19 protein-coding genes are annotated in these 20088 nt (G+C 64.3%); 11 read left to right on the plus strand and 8 right to left on the minus strand.

Annotated elements, in window-relative coordinates:
* Window positions 1–29: 29 nt before the first annotated feature.
* Window positions 30–1964: a 1-deoxy-D-xylulose-5-phosphate synthase gene (gene dxs / locus HBA54_RS16105; RefSeq protein ID WP_167226428.1), complete on the plus strand. Its 1935-nt coding sequence runs from the start codon at window positions 30–32 to the stop codon at window positions 1962–1964.
* Between the two features lie 45 nt (window positions 1965–2009).
* Here the strand turns inward: dxs and HBA54_RS16110 are convergent, their stop codons facing one another.
* On the minus strand, window positions 2010–3326 hold the full coding sequence (locus HBA54_RS16110) for a GAF domain-containing sensor histidine kinase (protein WP_167226429.1): 1317 nt from the start codon (window positions 3324–3326) through the stop codon (window positions 2010–2012).
* A gap of 223 nt (window positions 3327–3549) precedes the next feature.
* Here HBA54_RS16110 and HBA54_RS16115 point away from each other — a divergent pair, with 223 nt between their 5' ends.
* Complete coding sequence (locus HBA54_RS16115) at window positions 3550–4977, plus strand: MATE family efflux transporter (protein WP_167226430.1); 1428 nt, start codon at window positions 3550–3552, stop codon at window positions 4975–4977.
* 35 nt (window positions 4978–5012) lie between these two features.
* Complete coding sequence (locus HBA54_RS16120) at window positions 5013–5771, plus strand: TlyA family RNA methyltransferase (protein ID WP_167226431.1); 759 nt, start codon at window positions 5013–5015, stop codon at window positions 5769–5771.
* Between the two features lie 10 nt (window positions 5772–5781).
* Here HBA54_RS16120 and sppA read toward each other — a convergent pair whose 3' ends face one another.
* Window positions 5782–7611 (minus strand): signal peptide peptidase SppA, encoded by a 1830-nt coding sequence (gene sppA, locus HBA54_RS16125; RefSeq protein WP_167226433.1) that lies wholly within the window; start codon window positions 7609–7611, stop codon window positions 5782–5784.
* 257 nt (window positions 7612–7868) lie between these two features.
* Between sppA and HBA54_RS16130 the strand changes: the two genes are divergently transcribed.
* Entirely contained in the window at window positions 7869–9161 is a 1293-nt protein-coding gene (locus HBA54_RS16130) for a class I SAM-dependent RNA methyltransferase (RefSeq protein ID WP_167226435.1), read from the plus strand.
* On the opposite strand, the gene HBA54_RS16135 is transcribed toward HBA54_RS16130, so the two are convergent.
* Genes HBA54_RS16135 through fabI form a run of 3 tightly spaced genes read right to left on the minus strand, consistent with a single transcriptional unit; the run spans window position 9158 to window position 12185 of the window.
* Window positions 9158–10204 carry a threonine aldolase family protein gene (locus HBA54_RS16135; protein WP_167226437.1) on the minus strand — a complete coding sequence of 349 codons (1047 nt, stop codon included), beginning with the start codon at window positions 10202–10204 and terminating at the stop codon, window positions 9158–9160. The two genes, HBA54_RS16130 and HBA54_RS16135, sit on opposite strands and share 4 nt — an antisense overlap.
* Before the next feature lie 38 nt (window positions 10205–10242).
* On the minus strand, window positions 10243–11337 hold the full coding sequence (gene aroC, locus HBA54_RS16140) for a chorismate synthase (protein WP_167226439.1): 1095 nt from the start codon (window positions 11335–11337) through the stop codon (window positions 10243–10245).
* A gap of 8 nt (window positions 11338–11345) precedes the next feature.
* Complete coding sequence (gene fabI / locus HBA54_RS16145) at window positions 11346–12185, minus strand: enoyl-ACP reductase FabI (protein WP_167226441.1); 840 nt, start codon at window positions 12183–12185, stop codon at window positions 11346–11348.
* Between the two features lie 172 nt (window positions 12186–12357).
* On the opposite strand from fabI, the gene HBA54_RS16150 reads away from it, so the two are divergent.
* Window positions 12358–13626 carry a YihY family inner membrane protein gene (locus HBA54_RS16150; protein ID WP_167226443.1) on the plus strand — a complete coding sequence of 423 codons (1269 nt, stop codon included), beginning with the start codon at window positions 12358–12360 and terminating at the stop codon, window positions 13624–13626.
* A gap of 140 nt (window positions 13627–13766) precedes the next feature.
* Here HBA54_RS16150 and HBA54_RS16155 read toward each other — a convergent pair whose 3' ends face one another.
* From HBA54_RS16155 to HBA54_RS16165, 3 genes are all read right to left on the minus strand, one after another.
* Window positions 13767–14114: a chaperone modulator CbpM gene (locus HBA54_RS16155; RefSeq protein WP_167226446.1), complete on the minus strand. Its 348-nt coding sequence runs from the start codon at window positions 14112–14114 to the stop codon at window positions 13767–13769.
* Window positions 14115–14160: 46 nt separating this feature from the next.
* On the minus strand, window positions 14161–15069 hold the full coding sequence (locus tag HBA54_RS16160; RefSeq protein ID WP_167226448.1) for a DnaJ C-terminal domain-containing protein: 909 nt from the start codon (window positions 15067–15069) through the stop codon (window positions 14161–14163).
* 113 nt (window positions 15070–15182) lie between these two features.
* Window positions 15183–15647, minus strand: a complete 465-nt coding sequence (locus HBA54_RS16165; RefSeq protein WP_167226450.1) for an RT0821/Lpp0805 family surface protein — start codon at window positions 15645–15647, stop codon at window positions 15183–15185.
* A gap of 235 nt (window positions 15648–15882) precedes the next feature.
* On the opposite strand from HBA54_RS16165, the gene pdxH reads away from it, so the two are divergent.
* From pdxH to HBA54_RS16195, 6 genes are all read left to right on the plus strand, one after another.
* Window positions 15883–16491 (plus strand): pyridoxamine 5'-phosphate oxidase, encoded by a 609-nt coding sequence (gene pdxH, locus HBA54_RS16170; protein WP_167226451.1) that lies wholly within the window; start codon window positions 15883–15885, stop codon window positions 16489–16491.
* Window positions 16488–17411 (plus strand): cation diffusion facilitator family transporter, encoded by a 924-nt coding sequence (locus HBA54_RS16175; protein ID WP_322096051.1) that lies wholly within the window; start codon window positions 16488–16490, stop codon window positions 17409–17411. Before pdxH ends, HBA54_RS16175 begins: the two co-directional genes overlap by 4 nt.
* A gap of 162 nt (window positions 17412–17573) precedes the next feature.
* The gene (locus tag HBA54_RS16180; protein ID WP_167226453.1) at window positions 17574–18437 is read left to right on the plus strand and encodes a universal stress protein; all 864 of its coding nucleotides are present in this window, start codon (window positions 17574–17576) and stop codon (window positions 18435–18437) included.
* Between the two features lie 89 nt (window positions 18438–18526).
* Complete coding sequence (locus HBA54_RS16185) at window positions 18527–18802, plus strand: hypothetical protein (protein WP_167226455.1); 276 nt, start codon at window positions 18527–18529, stop codon at window positions 18800–18802.
* A 58-nt stretch (window positions 18803–18860) separates the two neighbouring features.
* Complete coding sequence (locus tag HBA54_RS16190) at window positions 18861–19226, plus strand: hypothetical protein (RefSeq protein ID WP_205944702.1); 366 nt, start codon at window positions 18861–18863, stop codon at window positions 19224–19226.
* Between the two features lie 94 nt (window positions 19227–19320).
* On the plus strand, window positions 19321–20061 hold the full coding sequence (locus HBA54_RS16195; RefSeq protein WP_167226457.1) for an SDR family NAD(P)-dependent oxidoreductase: 741 nt from the start codon (window positions 19321–19323) through the stop codon (window positions 20059–20061).
* Window positions 20062–20088 lie beyond the last annotated feature (27 nt).

The following is a 20088-nucleotide window of genomic DNA, read 5'->3' on the forward strand; positions in this document are numbered from 1 at the left end:
ATAGTTCACAAGCAGGAGTGGCAAGAGGCGTGGCACAAATCGGTCATAACAGGCATCAGACGCCGCTGTTGGACGGCGTCAAGGAACCCGCTGATCTACGCAAGCTGGATGAAGGTCAACTACGCGAATTTGCCGACGAGCTGCGCGCCGAAATGATCGAGGCGGTTTCGGCAACCGGTGGCCACCTGGGGGCCGGTCTGGGTGTCGTGGAACTGACCACAGCCCTGCACTACGTTTTCAATACGCCCGACGATCGTCTGATCTGGGACGTTTCGCATCAGTGCTATCCTCACAAGATTCTGACCGGCAGGCGGGACCGGATGCGCAGCCTGCGCCAGGGCGGCGGGCTCTCCGGGTTCACCAGCCGCAAGGAAAGCATCTACGATCCCTTCGGCGCGGCCCATAGCTCAACCTCGATTTCCGCCGGGCTCGGGTTCTCCGTCGCGCGCGATTTTCGTGGTGAGGACAATGCGGTCATTGCGGTGATCGGTGACGGCGCCATGAGTGCCGGCATGGCTTATGAGGCGATGAACAATGCCGGCGCGATGAACAGCAGGCTCATCGTGATCCTCAACGACAACGATATGTCCATTGCGCCGCCGGTCGGTGCGATGAGCGCCTATCTCTCCCAGCTTATTTCGTCGAAGCCGTTCCAGTCCGTCCGCAATCTGGGCCGTGAACTGGCCAAGCGCTTCCCGCGGCCGATCGAAATGGCGGCCAAGCGGGCCGAGGAATACGCCCGTGGCCTGCTGACCGGTGGAACGCTGTTCGAGGAACTGGGCTTCTTCTATATCGGCCCGATCGACGGCCACAACCTGGATCACCTTCTGCCGGTTCTGAAGAACGTGCGCGACGCGGACTACGAGGGCCCGGTCCTGATCCACTGCGTGACGCAGAAGGGCAAGGGCTACGAGCCGGCGGAAGCGGCGGCCGACAAGTATCATGGCGTTGCCAAATTCGATGTCGTGACGGGAAAGCAGGCCAAGCCGGCCCCCAAGGCGCCGGCCTATCAGAACGTCTTCGCCCAGGCACTGATTGCAGAGGCGGAGATCGATGACAAAATTGTCGCGGTGAGCGCCGCCATGCCGTCGGGTACCGGCCTCAACAAGTTCTCCGAACGCTTCCCGGAGCGCACTTTCGATGTCGGAATCGCCGAGCAGCATGCGGTGACTTTTTGTGCCGGCTTGGCCTGCGAAGGTTTTCGGCCCTTTGCGGCGATCTATTCGACCTTCCTGCAGCGTGCTTACGACCAGGTGGTCCATGACGTGGCGATTCAGAGCCTGCCGGTGCGCTTTGCGATCGACCGCGCCGGTATGGTGGGGGCTGACGGCGTGACCCACCAGGGCAGCTATGACCTCACCTATCTGGGTTGTCTGCCGAATTTCGTCCTGATGGCGCCAAGCGACGAAGTCGAGTTGATGCACATGGTGGCGACCGCCTGCCAGATCGACGACCGGCCCTCGGCCTTCCGTTATCCGCGGGGCGAAGCACTGGGCCTGGAGATGCCGGACAGGGGCAGCCCGCTGGAGATCGGCAAAGGCCGCATCGTGAGGGAAGGCAGCAAGGTCGCGATCCTCTCTCTGGGAACCCGCCTTGCCGATGCGCTGGCGGCCGCCGACGATCTGGCCGCACGGGGGCTTTCGACGACAGTTGCCGATGCCCGTTTTGCCAAACCCCTGGACGAGGACCTTGTGCGCCGTCTGGCGCATGAGCACGAGGTTCTGATCACCGTCGAGGAGGGGGCGATCGGCGGCTTCGCCACTCAGGTCATGCAGTTTCTGGCCCTGGAGGGGGCCTTCGACAAGGGGTTGCGATTCCGCCCGGTGACCCTGCCCGATATCTTTATCGATCATGACAAGCCCGACCAGCAATTGGTTCAGGCAGGCATCGACCGCGGTGGAATCTTGAGCGCGGTTCTGCAGGCGCTGGGTCAGGACGAGGTGGAGTCGCCGGCCCGGGCGTGAGGTCGCCAGGGTCGCGGGCATACTGGCGTCAGGCGTGCCGATCCGTCACTGCAGATTGATGGGTTGGGTGGCCGCAGGCACACCGGCCGCGCGCACGCGATAGGCAGGGAAACGCAAGGTCACTGTGGTTCCCTGGCCGGGTTTGCTGTTGATTGCCAGTTCGCCGCCATGCAATTCAATGAGCCGTTTGGTGAGCGGCAGGCCGATGCCCAGGCTGGGGTGTTGGCGTGCCTCGTCGCTGCGGGACCGTCCGAAAGGGATGATGGCTTTTCGGATTTCTTCGGCGCTCATGCCGCTTCCCTGGTCGACCACCGAGAAATCCAAACCGCCGTCCGCGCGCACCGCTGTGTGCAGTTCGACCGGCTTGCCGTTCGAATGCCGGGCCGCATTGCAGATAAGGTTGACCAGCATCTGCGCCACCTGCCCCCGGTCTGCAAGCAGCCGCGGCACATCGGAGCCCAGGTCCGTTTCTAAATGCGATTCGAAACGGTCGAGCTCGCTTTTGGACAGTTTCTCGGCCAGCTGGGTTACCTCAACGAGATCCACAATCGACTCTTCCAGCTTCAGTCCGCCCCGCGCCGCCCGTGACAGGTCCATCGTCTTGCCGAGCACATCAAGCAGATGCAATCCGCAGTCCTCGATCTGGCCGGCATAGGCGGCATAGCGCGGATCGCCGATGTCGCCAAAAAACTCCCGCCGAATGATTTCCGCAAAACCCAGCATGGCGCCCAAGGGCGTTCTCAACTCGTGCGCCACATGGGCGATCACATCCATTTGTGCCTGATGGGCAAGCTCTTCCTCGGCTTCGCGCAGACTGCTCAGCGCGCCGGCAACCTCGCTGCTCAACCCCAAAGAGTCGCCGCCCAGGAGCTTACGCAGCCGCCGCAGCTCCATCTCGTTGATCACCATATGGGCAAAGTCGCGCAGCCTTGCCTGCTGTGCCTCGTCCAGGGGGGCTTTGGCCTGAGAATCGACGAGGCAGAGGGTGCCAAGCCTGAATCCCTTTTCGGTGACCAATGGCGCGCCCGCGTAGAAGCGGACACCGGGTTCTCCGGTTACAAAAGGATTCTCGGCGAAACGCGGGTCCTGGGTCGCATCCGGGACTTGCATGACCTTGCTGTCCATGATCGTGAACTGGCAGAAAGAGAATTCCCGGGGTGTTTGGTCCACCTCCAGCCCGACCTTTGATTTGAACCACTGGCGTGCCGGATCGATCAGGGATATCAAAGCGATCGGAACATCGAACTGCTGCGCGGCCAAGCGGGTAATCCGGTCGAAGGCCGGTTCGGGGGGCGTGTCAAGAATATCGAGCGCCCGCAGCGACGCCAGACGCTGCACTTCGTCAAAAGGAATAGGGGGCATGCGGCCGGTCGGGTCCCAAGGTGTTGGCACCTGGAAGTCGGTGCGAGGCGAGCAAGAGCTTTAGCGTTTGCATGCTTAATGAATTGTTAATATATCCGCAATGAGGACAATAGGCGGCCTGAATTCAGGATGCCTGCCTGCAGACTCAAGATCGCTGCCTGCATAGCCGCCCTGCACCCATAGCGGGTTTTCGGTTATCTATTGAAACGTCATAGTGGGAACGATGTCAAAGAGTCTGTTATCCGATCTTCCGACGCCGCAGGCCGGTGGCAGCGGTGCGCCTGCCGGGGTCTGGCGCCGAGAGATATGGGAAACCCTGTGTCTTTCCGCGCCGCTGGCCTTTACCCAGCTGGCGATGATCGGCATCAACACTACCGATATCGTCATGATGGGGTGGCTGGGGCCGGAGTATCTGGCTGCCGGCGCGCTGGGCATGAACATCTACATCCCGCTCTTTCTCTTCGGTCTTGGCATTGCCACGGTCGTTGCGCCGATGGCCGCCCAGGCGCTTGGCGGGCGCGATTTCCGGGGCGTTCGGCGGACGGTTCGCCAGGGCTTCTGGCTGACCCTGGTCTTTGCGGTTGTGTTCAGCCTGGTGGTCTGGAACGGGCGTTGGGTCATGCTGCTCTTCGGCCAGGAGGCCGATGTCGCCCTGCGGGCGGATGACTATCTGAAAGCGGTGACCTGGGCGCTGCTGCCCAGCCTGTGGTTCGTGGTGCTGCGCTGCTTCGTGACCGCTCATTCGCGCCCGCGCTCGGCATTGGTGATTACGCTGATTGCGGTGGCGGTGAACGCGCTGGGAAACTACGGGCTGATGTTCGGCAACTTCGGGCTGCCGCGCTGGGAGCTGCTGGGGGCCGGGGTGACCAGTTCCGTGGTTTCCTGGCTTATGTTCTTTGCCCTGCTCGGCTTTGTCCTCTGGGACCGCCGCTTCAAGCGCTATGCGATCCTGCTGCGTTTCTGGCGCCCGGACTGGCCGCGCTTTCGCGAACTTTTCCGCCTCGGCCTGCCGATCGGCCTCACACTGCTGGCGGAAACCGGCCTGTTTTCCGGCGCCGCCTTTCTGATGGGGCTGATCAGCACCGAGGCTCTGGCGGCCCACGCCATAGCCCTGCAGTGCGCGGCGGTGGCCTTTATGGTGCCGATGGGGATCAGTCAGGCTGCCGTCGTGCGCGTCGGCCTGGCGGCGGGATCGCGCGATCCTGCCGCTGTCGGGCGCGCCGGTTGGGCCTCTTTGCTGGTGGGCACCCTCTTCATGACGGCCTCGGCTTTGGTGTTCTGGTTCGCCGGGCGTCAGCTCGTCGGCCTCTTCCTCGATCTGAACGTGGCCGCCAACGAGCCGGTGATCCGGCTGGCCGTTTCCTTCCTGGTTATTGCGGCGCTGTTCCAACTGGTCGACGGGGCCCAGGTGATCGGCGTTTCCGCCCTGCGCGGGCTTAAGGATACCAAGGTGCCGATGTGGCTGGCGCTGACGGGTTATTGGGGTGTGGGCTTCACAACTTCCGCAGTGCTGGCCTTTCCGCTGGGCCTTGGGGGGCAGGGCGTCTGGATCGGGTTGGCGGTCGGCCTTTTCTTCGTCGCCGTCGCGGCGGTCTGGCGCTTCTATCGCCGCGCCGTGTTGCTGCCAAATGGTGGCTTGGCGGTCGCATGACCGGGGCAGGCTCCGGGCCCCCGAAAAGCCGGGCCATGAAGGCCCGGACGGGAAAGAACAGGGCCGACGTCGCCCTCGTCGAGCGGGGATTGGTGGAAAGCCGGGCCAAGGCCCAGGCCCTGATCATGGCCGGCAAGGTCTTTGCCGGTGAGCGCAAACTGGCCAAGGCCGGCGAGGCAATTGCCGAAGATCAGGCTTTGGAGGTTCGCGGCCAGGACCATCCCTGGGTCAGCCGCGGGGGCCTGAAGCTGGCCCATGCGCTCGACGCCTTTCCGATCGACACCAAGGACGCCGTCTGCCTCGATCTCGGCGCCTCCACCGGCGGCTTTACAGACGTTCTGCTGGCCGCCGGGGCGGCGCGGGTCTATGCCGTCGACGTCGGTCACGGCCAGCTTGCCTGGAAGCTGCGCAACGACCCGCGCGTCGTGGTGCTGGAACGCACCAACGCGCGCAACCTGACGGCGGCCGAAGTGCCGGAGCCGATCGATCTGCTGGTCTGCGACGCCAGTTTCATCGGCTTGGAGGTGATCCTGCCGGCGGGGCTGGCGCTGACCAAGCCGGCGGCCGGCCTTGCGGTGCTGATCAAGCCGCAGTTCGAGGTCGGCAAGGAACGTGTCGGCAAGGGCGGGGTGGTCCGCGATCCCGTCCTTCATCAGGAGGTCTGCGCGCGGGTAGAGGCCTGGATGAACGCCCAGCCGGGCTGGCGGGTCGAGGGCATCAGCGAAAGCCCGATCACCGGCCCGGAAGGCAACAAGGAGTTCCTGCTGGTCGCCCGCAAGGACGGACCGGGCTAGGACAAAGGCTCTACGGCCGTGCGCTGGCCGGGATCGGTCCGGTATGCAGCGTCTGGGTCCGTGGATCGGCAGTGAGGCTTTCCAGGGCGCCGACCAGCGGCGCCAGTGCCTGGGCCAGACGGGCCAGGCCGCGCACCATGGAGAGGATCGCCGGGTTCTCGATTTCACCGCCGATGGCATCTTCGAACAAGGCGGAGAAGGGGTCGCGCTCTTCGGGATAGGCGCGCAGTTGCACCACGGCATCCTCAGGAATTCCCGCCGCTTCCTTTGCGACGCTGAGCGCTTTGCGATAGCCGCCCAGCTCGTCCACCAGACCGGCGGCCAGGGCATCCTCGCCGGACCAGATGCGCCCGCCTGCCACTGCCAGAACTTCTTCGCGCGACAGGTTACGGCCGCTCGCGACCTTGTCGGTGAAATCGGCGTAGGTGGTGTCCAGGTTGGCCTGCAGCCACTCCCATTCCTCACGGGAAAAGGCGGCATTGGGGCTCCACATGTTCGCCCGGCGCCCGGCCTGCACGCCGTCCCAGTTGACGCCCAGATCGCGCCACAGGTCGTTCAGGGCGAACTTGCCGGTGATCACGCCGATGGAGCCGGTCAGGGTGCCCGGCTGGGCGACGATACTGTGCGCCGGTGCAGCCACGAAATAGCCGCCCGAGCCGGCGACGTCGCCCATCGACACCACCACCGGCTTGCCCAGGTCGCGGGCACGCTGGACCTCCCGCCAAATGGTGTCGGAGGCGACATAGGAGCCGCCGGGACTGTCGACCCGGAACAGGATTGCGGCGACATCTTCATCGTCGATCGCCGTCGAAAGCGCATCGACCACGTCGACAGCGCCCATGGAAACCTTGCCGAATATCGGATCGTTTTCGCCCTGATCGAGCACGATGGGGCCGGCGCCGTGAACCAGCGCAATGACCGTTCCATCGTCGGCATCTTCATCGGCTTCTCCGGCTGTCGCCCTGGCGTAGTCGCGCAGGGACAGCAGTTCGGCTTCCGGCCCGGCGGCAACCTCCACCGCGTTGCTTACCTGATCCCAGTAACCCAGCTTGTCGATCAATCCGAGCCGCAGGGCATCGGCGCCGCGGTGCGGTGCGGTGTCGACCAGGTTGCGCACGGCGCCGGTTTCCAGATTCCGCGACTCGGCGATCGCGGTGACGATCTGCGAGAGGGTCGAATCCAGGTAGCGCTGCAGGTTCTGACGTTGCGGCTCCGGCAGGCGGGTCTCGGTAAAGATCGCCATGGCGCCCTTGTACTCCTCGCGCTGGCCGACCTGGGCGCGGACGCCGTATTCCTCAAGGAGCTGGCGCAGAAAAGGCTGCTGCAGCGCGAAGCCGGTAATGTCGATATCGCCGGAGGGCTGGACCCAGATTTCGCCGGCCGCGCTGGCCAGGTAGTAGTGCAGGGTGCCGTTGCCGGCTTCACCGAAGGTCTCGGCGAAGGCCGTGACCGGCTTGCCCTGGGCGCGAAAGTCCGCAATCGCGTCGCGCAGCTCCTGGACCTGGGCAAGCCCTGGCGATCCCCAGCCGGCGCGGATCACGAGGCCTTTTACCCGCTCGTCGCGCGACGCCGCGTGCAGGCTGCCGACCGCATCGCGCAGGATCAGCGCCGAACCCAGGGACACGCGGCCCAGGGGGTTGTCGGGCCGCTGCTCGATCAGGCCGTCGGCCATGTCGAGAACCAGAACGGATTCTTCGGGCAGCTCGGCCACCTGGGGCAGCCAGCCGTCAAAGCGCTGCAACAGCAGGGCTCCGGCAATGATCCCGGCGGCGGCGAGGAAGCCGACCGTGGCGAAAATGCCGACGAAACACTTGAGTATGAAGAGGATGATTCGGGTCATAACCCTATATCAGCCTCTGCGCGGCTCTGGTTCCAGTGAAATTTTAGAGCCAGGGGATTTGTGCGGTGCTTTGTCGCGTGATCGTTCCGGCGGATTTAGGCCGGACTTGTCTCTCGCCGATCCAGAGCGCAATCTCCCGCCCTGTTCGATAGCGATAACGTGAAGCCGGGGCTCCAAGAATGCGAAAAGACCCATGCGCCTAAAAACCTGCATTTCGGATATCAACTGCACTGATATCAGTAATTGGCGAGTTCGCCTTGCGTCGTAGGGCGCGCGGCGGCGGTGGCCGCCAGGCTGAGGTCCTGGTCGATTCCCTGGGTGCCAAGGGTGACGGCCTGGCGGAGGTCGATGGACGGCCCCTGTTCCTGCCCCAGACCGTGCCCGGCGACCGGGTGCTGGCGCGGGTCACCGGGGAGCGCAGCGGCGGCTTCAAAGGCGCGGTGATCGAGCTGCTGGAAGCAGGCCCCCTGCGCGCCGAGCCGCCCTGTCCTTTTTTCGGCCCCTGCGGCGGCTGCGCCCTGCAGCATTTCGACGATGCCGCTTACGCGGACTGGAAAGCGGCGCTGCTGCCTCTGGCGCTGGAGCGTCGCGGGCTGGAGGCGGGGCGGCTGCTTCCGCTGGTGCGGGTTCCGCCGGGCCGGCGGCGGCGTATGGTCTTGACGGCGGTGCGCACTGCCAAGGCGGTGCTACTCGGCTACCATGAGCGCGAATCCCACCAACTGGTCGATATCGACAACTGCCTGTTGGCCACCCCGGCCCTGGCGGCCCTGCTGCAGCCCCTGCACGACTTGCTGGGCGATTTGCTGGCGGTCCGGGAGGAGGCGCGGATCACCGCTCTGGAGAGCGAAACCGGCCTCGACCTGCTGATCGACTCACGCCATGTCCTGGCGCTCCAGGACCGGGAGCGGCTGGCGGCCTTTGCCGAGGCGGTGGACCTGGCCCGCCTGTCCTGGGCCGATGCAGGCAGCGACGCGGAACCCGTATGCCTGCGCCGTGATCCGATCCTCAGCTTCGGCGGGGTGCCCGTGGTGCCGCCGCCCGGCGGCTTCGTGCAGCCCACGACAGAGGGGCAACAGGTACTGGTCGACAGGGTGCTGGCGGCAATTCCCGATACGGCGGCAACGGCGGCCGACCTGTTTTCCGGCTGCGGAACCTTCACTTTCCCCTTGGCCGAGCGGCTGGAGGTTTATGCCGCCGAAGGGGAGAGGGATGCCGTGGCCTCGCTTTCCGCCGCGGCGCGCCGGTCGGACCGGGCCGGCCGCGTCACCGCCGAGACCCGTGACTTGGCGCGTTTTCCGGTACTGGCCGACGAACTCTCCGGCGGCGACGTGGTGGTCTTCGATCCGCCGCGCAATGGCGCCCGCGAACAGGTCCGCGAACTGGCGCTCAGCGACGTGCCCCTGGTGGTCGCCGTCTCCTGCAACCCGACCACCTTCGCCCGCGACGCCCGCGCCCTGGTGGACGGCGGCTACCGCCTGAAAGAGGCGACCCCCATCGACCAGTTCCCCTGGTCCGGGCACCTCGAACTGGTGGCGGTCTTCGAGCGCTAGGCGGCGACTTCGGTGACGAGGTCGCGGATAGTGTCCAGCGCCCGTTCGACGTCGTTGCGGGTGATGTCCAGGTGGGTTACGGCGCGCAGGCGCGTGCCGGCGCCGCCCAGGATGACGCCGCGCTGGTCCAGGCGCTCGCAGAACGCTTCAGCCGTCATGCCGGTCCCGGCGATGTCGAAGAAAACGATGTTGGTTTCCACCGCGTCGGCATCGACGGTGATGCCCGGCAGATTGCGCAGGCCCTCGGCCAGCAGGCGGGCGTTGGCGTGGTCTTCCGCCAGGCGTTCGACGTTGTGTTGCAGCGCGTAGATTCCGGCGGCGGCGATGATGCCGGCTTGGCGCATGGCACCGCCGGTGCGCTGCTTCAGGCGCCAGGCTTCTTCGATGAAATCGGTGGGCCCGGCCAGTACGGCACCCACCGGGCAGCCCAGTCCCTTGCTGAGATCGACCCAGAGGCTGTCGAAGGGGGCGGCATAGGCCTTGGCGGGTGTAGCGGAGGCGACGACGGCATTCAGCAGCCTGGCGCCATCCATGTGATAGGCGAGGCCGTGCCGGGCTGCCAGGGCACCCAGGGCCTGAACGGCCTCCAGGGGCCAGACGGAGCCGCCGCCCTGGTTCGCCGTCTGCTCGATGGCGATCAGCCGCGTTACCGGATTGTAGCGGTCCTTGGAACGGATAGCCGCTTGGGCATCCTCGATGCTGAAGATACCTTTGTCACCCGCCAGGCCGTGAATCTGCGCGCCGGAAAAGGCGGCGGTGCCACCGCCTTCGAAGTTCAGGATGTGGGCGCTTTTATGGGCGATGATCTCGTCGCCCGGGCGGCAGTGGATGTGGATGGCGATCTGGTTGCACATGGTGCCCGAGGGCATGAAGACCGCCGCTTCCTTGCCCAGCAGTTCCGCGGTCATCTCGCAGAGCCGGTTGACGCTGGGGTCTTCGCCGCGCTGCTCGTCTCCGACAGGCGCTTCGGCCATGGCCTGGCGCATGGGCGGCGAGGGCTGGGTCTGGGTATCGCTGTAGAGGTTGATCGGCGTTTCGCTCATCGGGCTGCCTCATAAGGTCCGGCGCGGCGAAGACCGGTCTAGTTTTCGATGTTGCCGCAGAGTGCGCGCTGGCGCAGCAGGTGATCGGCCAGCACGATCGCCATCATGGCTTCGCCGACCGGCACCGCGCGAATGCCGACGCAGGGATCATGACGCCCCTTGGTGACGATCTCGGTTTCCTGGCCATGGCGGTCCACGGTCTTGCGTGGCGTGAGGATGGAGGAGGTCGGCTTTACCGCGAAGCGCACCACCACGTCCTGGCCGCTTGAGATGCCGCCCAGCACGCCGCCGGCCTTGTTGGAGGTGAAAACGACCCGGTTGCCTTCCTTGCGCATCTCGTCGGCGTTTTCCTCGCCGCTCAGGGCGGCGGCTTCCAGGCCGGCGCCGATCTCCACTGCCTTGACCGCGTTGATCGACATCATCGCTTTGGCCAGATCGGCGTCGAGCTTGTCGTAGACCGGTTCGCCCAGGCCCGCCGGCACGCCGGCGGCGACCACCTCGATCACCGCGCCGATGGAGGAGCCGGCCTTGCGCAGGCCGTCGAGATAGCCTTCCCAATCCTTGGCGGCGACGGAGTCGGGACACCAGAAGGGGTTCTCCGTAGTCTCGGCCCAGTCCCAGTTCGCCCGATCGATCTTGTGCGGGCCCATCTGCACCAGGGCGCCGCGGATCGAAACCGGCAGCGGCAGCACATGGCCCAACACCTTGCGGGCAATGCCGCCGGCAGCGACCCGCATGGCGGTTTCGCGGGCCGAGGAGCGGCCGCCGCCACGGTAGTCGCGAATGCCGTACTTCTGCCAATAGGTATAGTCGGCATGGCCCGGCCGGAACTTGTCGGCGATGTCGCCGTAGTCCTTGGAGCGCTGATCCTGGTTCTCGATGAGCAGCGAGATCGGGGTGCCGGTGGTCATGCCCTCGAAGACGCCGGAGAGAATTTTCACCTGGTCCGGCTCGCGGCGCTGGGTGGTGAAACGCGACTGGCCGGGTTTGCGGGCGTCGAGCCAGCCCTGCAGGTCGGCGGCCTCCAGCGGGATGCGCGGCGGCACGCCGTCGACAACGCAGCCGATGGCCGGGCCGTGGCTTTCGCCCCAGGTGGTGAATCGAAAGGCTTCTCCGAAGCTGTTGCCCGCCATGGCGAGACCTAAGACTGCGGCGTGAAGTTTTTCAGCATCTCGGCAACTGCCGGCGCCGCGTCGACCGCCATCATGCCGACCACGTGGTAGCCGGAATCGACATGATGAACCTCGCCGGTCACGCCGTTCGAGAGGTCGGACAAAAGATAGAGGCCGGAGCCGCCGACCTGTTCGATGCTGACATTCTGGCGCAGCGGCGAATTCAGTTCGTTCCACTTCAGGATATGGCGGAAGTCGCCGATGCCGGAGGCGGCGAGGGTCTTGATCGGGCCGGCGGAGATTGCGTTCACGCGGATCCCCTGGTCGCCGAGATCCGCCGCCAGATAGCGCACGCTGGCCTCCAGCGCCGCCTTGGCGACGCCCATGACGTTGTAGTGCGGCATGACGCGCTCGGCACCATAGTAGGTCAGCGTCAGGATGCTGCCGCCGTCCTTCATCAGCGGAACGGCGCGCTGGCTGATCGCGGTCAGCGAGTAGCAGGAGATGTCCAGGCTGCGCACGAAGTTGTCGCGGCTGGTCGCAAGGTATTTGCCCTTCAGCTCTTCCTTGTCGGCATAGGCGATGGCATGGACGAGAAAGTCCAGCTTGCCCCACTTCTGCTCGACTTCCTGGAAGACCTGATCGATCGAGGCGTCATCGGTAACGTCGCAAGGCACGACGATGTCCGAGCCGACCGATTGCGCCAGCGGGCGGACCCGCTTTTCCAGGGCCTCGCCCTGATAGGTAAAGGCCAGTTGGGCGCCCTGATCATAGGCTGCCTTGGCGATGCCCCAGGCGATGGACCGGTCATTGGCTACACCCATGACAAGACCACGCTTGCCGGCCATCAGCGGTTGGGGCTCGGTCATTCCAATTCCTCAATGTCGGTCAGGTTATTAAAGACTTTGCAAGAATGAGCGGCATCCTACACCAAAGGTCTGCCGGGTCAACGACGTGACCGCGCATTATTCCCACATTTCTGCCGATTTCTGATGTAAAATGGCGCCTATCAGATGCTTGCCGCAGCAGCAGGAGCCAGTCATGAAAACCCCTGATTTTCCGGGATTCTTTCGCAATCTGGCCCGTTTTGCCGCCTATTGCGGCCAGCGCTTCGCCAGCGACCAGTGTCTGCGCATCGCAACCCAGCTCAGCTATGCCTCTCTACTGGCGGTCGTGCCGGTGCTGGCGATCTGTTTCGGGTTGCTTTCCGCCTTCCCGGGGTTCGAGCATCTGCGCCAGGATGCACAGGTTTTTCTCTTTGAGAATCTGGTGCCCAACGCGGGGGTGGAGGTCAGCGACCAGCTCGCCACCTTCGTCGACAATGCCCGCAGCATGACCGGCCTTGGTTCGGTTGCCCTGGCGGCAACGGCATTGTTCCTGCTGTCCACGATCAACGGCGCCTTCAACACCATCTGGCGGGTGACCGAGCCGCGCCCGCTGATGGTCCGCATCATGGCTTACTGGATGGTTCTGACCATCGGCCCGATTTTCTTCGGTATTTCCCTGTCGCTGTCCAGCTACGGCTTTGCAACGACGTTGATGGCGGAAGGCGATCGGGCATTCGGTCTGACCCGGCTGCTGCCTTTTGTTCTGACGGCAAGCGCCTTTACGGTGATCTACGCGGTGGTGCCCGCACGCAATGTCGCGGTGCGCCATGCCGTGATCGGCGGCGTCGTGGCGGCGCTCCTGTCGGAGCTGCTGAAGGCCGGATTCGCCGCCTACCTGAAGCAGTTCCCGTCCTACGAAGTGATTTACGGGGCCATGGCCTCGATCCCGATTTTCCTGATCTGGATGTATCTCTCCTGGGCGGTCGTGTTGTTCGGCGCCGAAATCGCCGCTGCCGCGCCGGAGTGGCGGCTGGTCGACCGGCTGCGGGGCGCGCGGCATGGCTCCGGTCCCCGCCTGGCCCTGGCGCTGGCCTTGCTGCATCGCCTGCGCTCGGCGGCGCGGGCCGGCACGGTGCTGAAGGAATCGGCTCTGACCCGGGGGCTTCCGGCCGGCCTGGACGAGCTGTCGGTGGTAATGCTGGCCTTGCGCAAGCATGGTTTCGTCAGCCGCGCCAACGGCCGCTGGATCCTGTCGCGGGACCTGACGGCGGCCAATCTTGAGGAACTGCTGCGCGCCCTTGAGCTGAACCTGGACCCGGGCGAAGGCTGGCCCGACGGCGTCGAGAGCATCGTCCTTGTGGCCGGGCAGATGGCCGCGGAGGTTCGCGGGAAGAGTCTGGCCGTTCTGCTCGACGAGGCGGCCGACATCGAAACGCCTGACGGCGTTGCGCGGCTGCACCCACTGCCGAGGGACGAAGGTTAGCGCCTAGATCGGATCATGTTTTGACGGAGCCACTTCGTGGTTGCGCCAAAACATGTGAATCCGATCGCCATCAAACAGTTAGAGCAGATTCACCCGGTCGATGGATCGCCTCCAGCGATTCCATCCGACCGGGATCTGCTCTAGTCTTCGTCGCCGTCTTCATCGGCATCGTCGTCGCGACTGCCCAGCTTCTCGCGGAGCTGGTCCTGAACCTCCTCCGGCAAACCGGAAATCGCCTCGTTAAGATCGGAAAGCGCGCGGCGCAGGCTGTAGATCTGATCGAGCAGGCGCAGTACCACCGGGATGGCGTCGTCGTTCACGCCCATATCGCTGCGCAGCTCGGCGATCAGCCGCACCCTGGCGACGTCGGCGTCGTCGAAAACAATGCTGTCTTGTTGGCGCGTCGGCAATACCCAGTTCTGATCGATCCAGCTGTGCAACTCGCTGGCACCGATATCCAATTCCGCCAAGACATCTTCGAAGTCCACTGCTCACGTCCTTGCACTGCTGTGGTTGCGCGTGCGGTAAATCGGTTCAGCTCATTCCCGACTTGCGCCGCGGGTCATAGTCATGGGACTGGCTCCAGTTCTCCACGAAGTCGCGCAGCTCCTGGTCCGGCCGGTCCGGCAGCATCACCCGCAGCTTTATGTATTGATCGCCGATCTCGGCGCTTTCCTTGACCTCTATCCCCTTGCCTTTCAGGCGCAGGGTGGTGCCGGAATTCGATCCCGCCGGAATCTTCATCGACACATTGCCGTGGACCGTGGGCACGGTGATGGTGGCGCCCAGCAGCGCTTCCTGCAGGGTGACCGGCAGCTCCAGGTGAACGTTGTTGCCCTTACGCTCAAAGAAGGGGTGGGGCTGGATCTGTACCGCCACCAGGGCATCGCCTGCCGGTCCACCGCCGACACCGGGCATTCCCTGGCCCTTCAGCCGGAGGGACTGGCCGTCTTCGGTGCCCGGGGGGATCCGGACATCCAGGGTTTTACCGTCGGACAGCTTGATGCGCTTCTTTGCGCCCTGGGCCGCCTCCAGGAAGGAAATCGGTACCGTATAGGAGATATTGGCACCAGGGCGGCGCACCCGGCGGGTGCGGGCCCCGAACAGGTCGGCGAAGATATCGTCGGCGCTGACATCCTCGCCGAAGTCGAAAGGATTGTATTTGGCGCCGCGCTGGGTGCCGGCGTGATTGCGATAGAAGCCGCCCTTCCAGGATTTCTCCTGTCCGCTGGCATCGATCTCCCCCTGGTCGAAGCGCTTACGCTTCTCCGTATCGCCCAGGATGCTGTAGGCGTGGGAGATTTCCTTGAATTGCTGCTCGACGGCTTCGTTGCCGGGATTGATGTCCGGATGCAGCTCCTTGGCGAGCTTCCGGTAGGCGCGCTTCACGTCCTCTTGCGAGGCGGAGCGGTCGATGTTCAGTAGCTTGTAAGGATCCTGCATAGGCTCAAACAACAGGAAGAGGAGGGCATCGGAGGGGCCATGCCGCCAGCATACCCCCTCTCAAACCCAGACCCAAGGGTCTCTGTCATACGGCTGGCGGTGACCGGCTGCCTTCAGCGGATTTCCCAGGCGCCGTCGGGCTGCCGGCAGGCGGTGCCGTAGGCTTCTTCCTGTTTGCCGCCGATGGTGACGGTCTGCTGGAACTCGCGGCAGTAGGCGCCGGTGGTGGAGGTCCCTTCGCGGGTCGGTGTTACGGTACCGCTGTTCCCGGTGTTGGGGTTGCTCCAGGCGATTTCATCGCCAATCGGCGCCGTGGTCGCCTTGTCATAGGCTTGCTGCGCTTTCAGGCGGTCGACATCGTCCATCGTGCGGCCGATCTCACTGCCCACAAAAGCGCCCAACAGGGCGCCGGCGGCGGTTGCGGCCAGTTGTCCCGAGCCGCTGCCGAACTGGGCCCCGAAGAGCCCGCCGGCGGCGCCGCCTGCGAGGGTGCCGATGGTTTGCTTGGTACCGACGTTTTCACAGGCAGCGGTTGTCAGGAGAATGGCCGCAGCGGCGATCACGACTTTCACTTTCATGGAAATACCCTCTCTCGAAGACTGGCTCTAGAAGTCTGGCTCTCGAAGACTGGCCCTGGTCACTTGCGGTCCAGGGACGAAATTCATTGAATAGCGCTTCAGCGGTACTACGCGGCAAACGCCAAAAACATCCCCCGCAGGCTGAATTCGGCCGACGATGGGATTTCGAGCTTTTTCTAGGCTATATCGGCGCTATATGGTGCAAATAAGGCAATAATCAAACAAAAAGGTCCATATGAGCGCACCGATCCAGATTCGGTCCGATGCCCCTGCCGATCCGCTCGAAATCTTCGAGGGCTGGCTGGCGGAGGCGGAGACATCAGAGCCCAACGATCCGACGGCCCTGTCGCTGTCAACCGTGGGGGACGACGGCATGCCGTCGTCGCGGATGGTTCTTTTGAAGGGTTACGATGCGCGCGGATTCGTCTTCTACACCAACTATGAAAGCCGCAAGGGCCGGCAGCTGCTGGCTCACCCGAAGGCGGCTCTGCTGTTTCACTGGAAAAGCCTGCGCCGGCAGGTGCGCATCGAAGGCGCGGTCGAGCAGGTCAGCACCGAGGAAGCCGATGCCTACTTCGCGAGCCGGCCGAAAAAGAGCCAGATCGGTGCCTGGGCCAGCGACCAGTCACGGCCTCTCCAGGGACGTTTCGATCTTGAGAAGCGGGTCGCCCTGTTCGGCGCCAAGTATGCCGTGGGCAAGGTGCCGCGCCCGCCCCACTGGTCGGGTTTCCGGGTGACGCCGCGGCTGATTGAGTTCTGGCAGGACGGTGCCTTCCGGCTGCATGACCGCCTGGTCTATTCCCGTTCGGGGGAGGGCTGGACAACGGAACGGCTGTTTCCGTGAGCAGCGCCGGCACAAAGCGCGCAGCGGGGCCGGAAGCGGCAAGACTGCTGCGGCTTGCCACCACGGCATCGGTGGCCACCGCCTGTATCCTGATTGTCGTGAAACTGATCGCCTTTCTGTTGACCGATTCGGTGAGCGTTCTCTCGACGCTGGTCGATTCGTTGCTCGATGCCGCCGCTTCGATCATCAACCTGATCGCCGTGCGCCATGCCCTGGTACCGGCGGATCGCGAGCACCGCTTTGGCCATGGCAAGGCCGAGCCCCTTGCGGCTTTGGGCCAAGCCGCCTTCATTACGGGATCGGCGGTTTTCCTTATAATCGAGGCGAGCCAGCGTTTCGTCTCGCCGCGCAGCCTGATGAACGGCGATATCGGCATTGCCGTCATGGTCTTTTCGATCCTGGCGACCATGGCGCTGGTGATGCTGCAGCGTTATGTCATCAGACGCACCGGCTCCCTCGCGATCAAGGCCGACTCGCTGCACTACGTCGGTGACATCCTGGTCAATGCCGCCGTTATCGTGGCCCTGGTGCTCACCGCGCAGTTTGGATGGCGCTACATCGATCCGATCTTCGGCCTCGCCATTGCCGCTTACATCCTGTTCAATGCCTGGCAGATTTCCGCCGGGGCGATGGACATGCTGATGGACCGCGAACTGCCGGAGGACGAGCGTGCGCGGATTCGCGAGATCGCCCTGGCTCATTCCTCGGTCAAGGGCCTGCACGACCTGCGCACCCGCGCCTCGGGCCAGCAGATCTTTATCCAGGGACATATCGAAATGGACGGCGCTCTGAGCCTTTTGAAAGCCCACGCGATTGCCGACGAGGTTGAAGATGAGCTGCGCCAGGCTTTCCCGGGGGCGGAGGTTATCCTTCACCAGGACCCCTATGGCGTTGAGGAAGAGCGCGCGCGCTTCGCCTGAAGCGCCGGGAACGGCGCTTTTATCTCTCTAATCGTTGTGGCCGGTTCACGGGGCTGCTTGCCCTGTTTGACCCAAGTCAATGCTGCTGGGGCTCATTCCCCCTTCAATTGAACCCTGATGAGCCGAAACGGCGCTGGAACTGTTGGTGAAGGGAAAGAAGAGATGAGCTGGGCAACCATTCTTGCCGTAACCGATGGAGGGACCGGAAGCGAGGCCGCCATGAAGACGGCGATCGAGCTTGGACAGCGGTTTGGTGCCAGGGTCGATTTTCTGCATGTTGAGAACGATGCGCGCGATCTGGTGCCCTATGTCGGCGAAGGCATGTCGGCCACGGCGATGGAGCAGATCATGGCTTCCGTCGATTCCCGCAACGCAGCGCGCCGGGAGGTGGTCGACAAAACCTATAAGCGCCACTGCAGCGGCGCCGGTCTGCCGGAGGTCGATCCCGGACTGCCACCAAAGCAAGGGGAATTTCGCGTCTGCATGAACCGCCTCACCGGCCGGGAGGCCGAGCAGGTAGAGCGTTTCGGCCGCTTGAGCGATGTGATCGTGCTGCCTTATCCCGGCGCCGCCGACGGGGACGGGGAAGCGACGCTGGATGCCGCCCTTTTCGGCAGCGGCCGCCCGGTTCTTCTTGCGCCTGCGGACGCGGGCCCGGGTCTCGGCAAGACGATCGCGGTGGCTTGGGATGGTTCCAAGGAAGGTGCCTGCGCCGTCACCGCCGCCTTGCCGCTGCTGGCGAAGGCTGAGAAAGTCGTGGCGATCACGGCCCGGGAAGGTGACGAGGCGGACCCGAGCGCGCTGGCGCGCTATCTGGCCGGCCACGGTATAGAGGCAAAAACCTGGGCCTACACCCCGGGGTCGGAGAGCATCGCCGACGGCCTTTTGGAACAAGCCGACCATGCCAATGCGGACATGCTGGTGATGGGCGCCTACGGTCACAGCCGGCTGCGCGAACGTATTCTCGGCGGTGCCACTCAGGGCGTTCTCGAACGCTCCAAGATCCCCGTCCTGATGATGCACTGAAGGCGGTATCTCCTCGATTGCGACCTTCGTCGGGGAATCCGGGGGATCGATCCTTCGAGAAGGTTGCTCATATCCAGGGGAGGAACCGGATGCTGACGCTAGAAGACTGCATTGCCTTGTCGGAGCTGAATGAGGATGAGATCGCTGCGATTTCCGAACATGAGCATATCCCCGAAATCGTTGCGGCGGAGTATGGCAACTATCTGCTGCACCGACCGGATGGGGTTCCCGTGCTGAAACGAATCATCCTGGAAGATATCGCGGCCGCCGAGCAGCGCGGCGATCTGAAGCATGCCCTGCAGCTGCGCCTTGTTCTACGTCACTTCGTACGCAGCCACCGCGATCTGCGGGCGGCCGGAAATTAGGCCGGGCCTGGGGAAGGACCAGCCCGGCGGTGTTGTATATTTTGTTTCTGGAGGATCGATGACCTTGAAGACCATCCGACTGGAGCTTGCCCGGGACCACGACTTTCCGAACGGTTCGCCGGCCAGGGGCTACGAAATGCGCGCGCCCCTGACGCCGGAAGGCCACATCGACGCCGAAGGCTGGCGCAAGAACCGCGATGCCTGCCGGGTGACGCGCTTCTGGGAAGGCGAAGGGGAGGAGAGCGGCCATCTGCGCCACACCCGCGGCGGGACCTGGGCCTTCCACTACGACCTCAAGGGCGATCCCGACGACGATGAGTTGGGCTACAAGTTCGAATCTCATGTGTTCAATGAAGGCGAGTACGTCTCGATCCGCGAGCATGACGGTGCGCTGCGCACTTTCCGCGTCGTCACGGTCCGCTGAGCGGCGGGCCGGCCGCCGACAGGACCGGAGCAAAAAACGCTTCGGGTGACCATTCCAGGCTGGCGCGTCGCGGCGCGGGGAGTAAGATCGCGCCATGATAAAAGATCGCCAGAGAGTGGTGCTGACCGGCGCCAGCCGCGGAATCGGGCATGCCACGGTCAAGCGGTTCAGCGATGAGGGCTGGGAGGTCATTACCTGTTCGCGCGAAGAAGTTCCGGAACACTGCCTGCGCGACCCCAACTGGACCCATCACATCACCGCGGATCTGGCCGATCATGCGGCCGTGGACAGTTTTCTCACCGAGGCCCTGGGGGTGATCGGCGACGGGCCGATCCATGCGCTGGTGAACAATGCGGCGGTTTCGCCCAAGACCGAATTCAAGGAACGGCTCGGCTGCCTGAACGGCGACCTCGATCACTGGCGCGAAGTTTTCGAACTGAATCTCTTCGCCCCTCTTGCGCTCGGCCGCGGTTTTGCGGCACCGCTGCGCAAGGGTGCCGGTGCGATCGTCAACATTACCTCCATCGCCGGGCATGGGGTGCACCCCTTTGCCGGCTCCGCCTATTCCACTTCCAAGGCGGCGCTGTCCGCCCTGACGCGGGAGATGGCAGTGGAGTTTGCCGAGTTGAATGTCCGGGTCAACGCCGTGGCGCCGGGTGAGATCGAAACGGCGATGATCGGCGAGGAGTACGAGACGCTCATTCCGCGCATTCCGCTGCACCGCATGGGCCGGCCGGAGGAAGTGGCGGCGACGGTCTATCGGCTCTGTACGGAGGATTTCGGCTACGTCACCGGCACTGAAATCTTCGTCACCGGCGGCCAACACCTTTACTGAGCGAGACGCCTGCTAGATCGGATCATG

The organism is Pelagibius litoralis (assembly GCF_011683915.1).
Lineage (GTDB): Bacteria > Pseudomonadota > Alphaproteobacteria > Kiloniellales > Kiloniellaceae > Pelagibius > Pelagibius litoralis.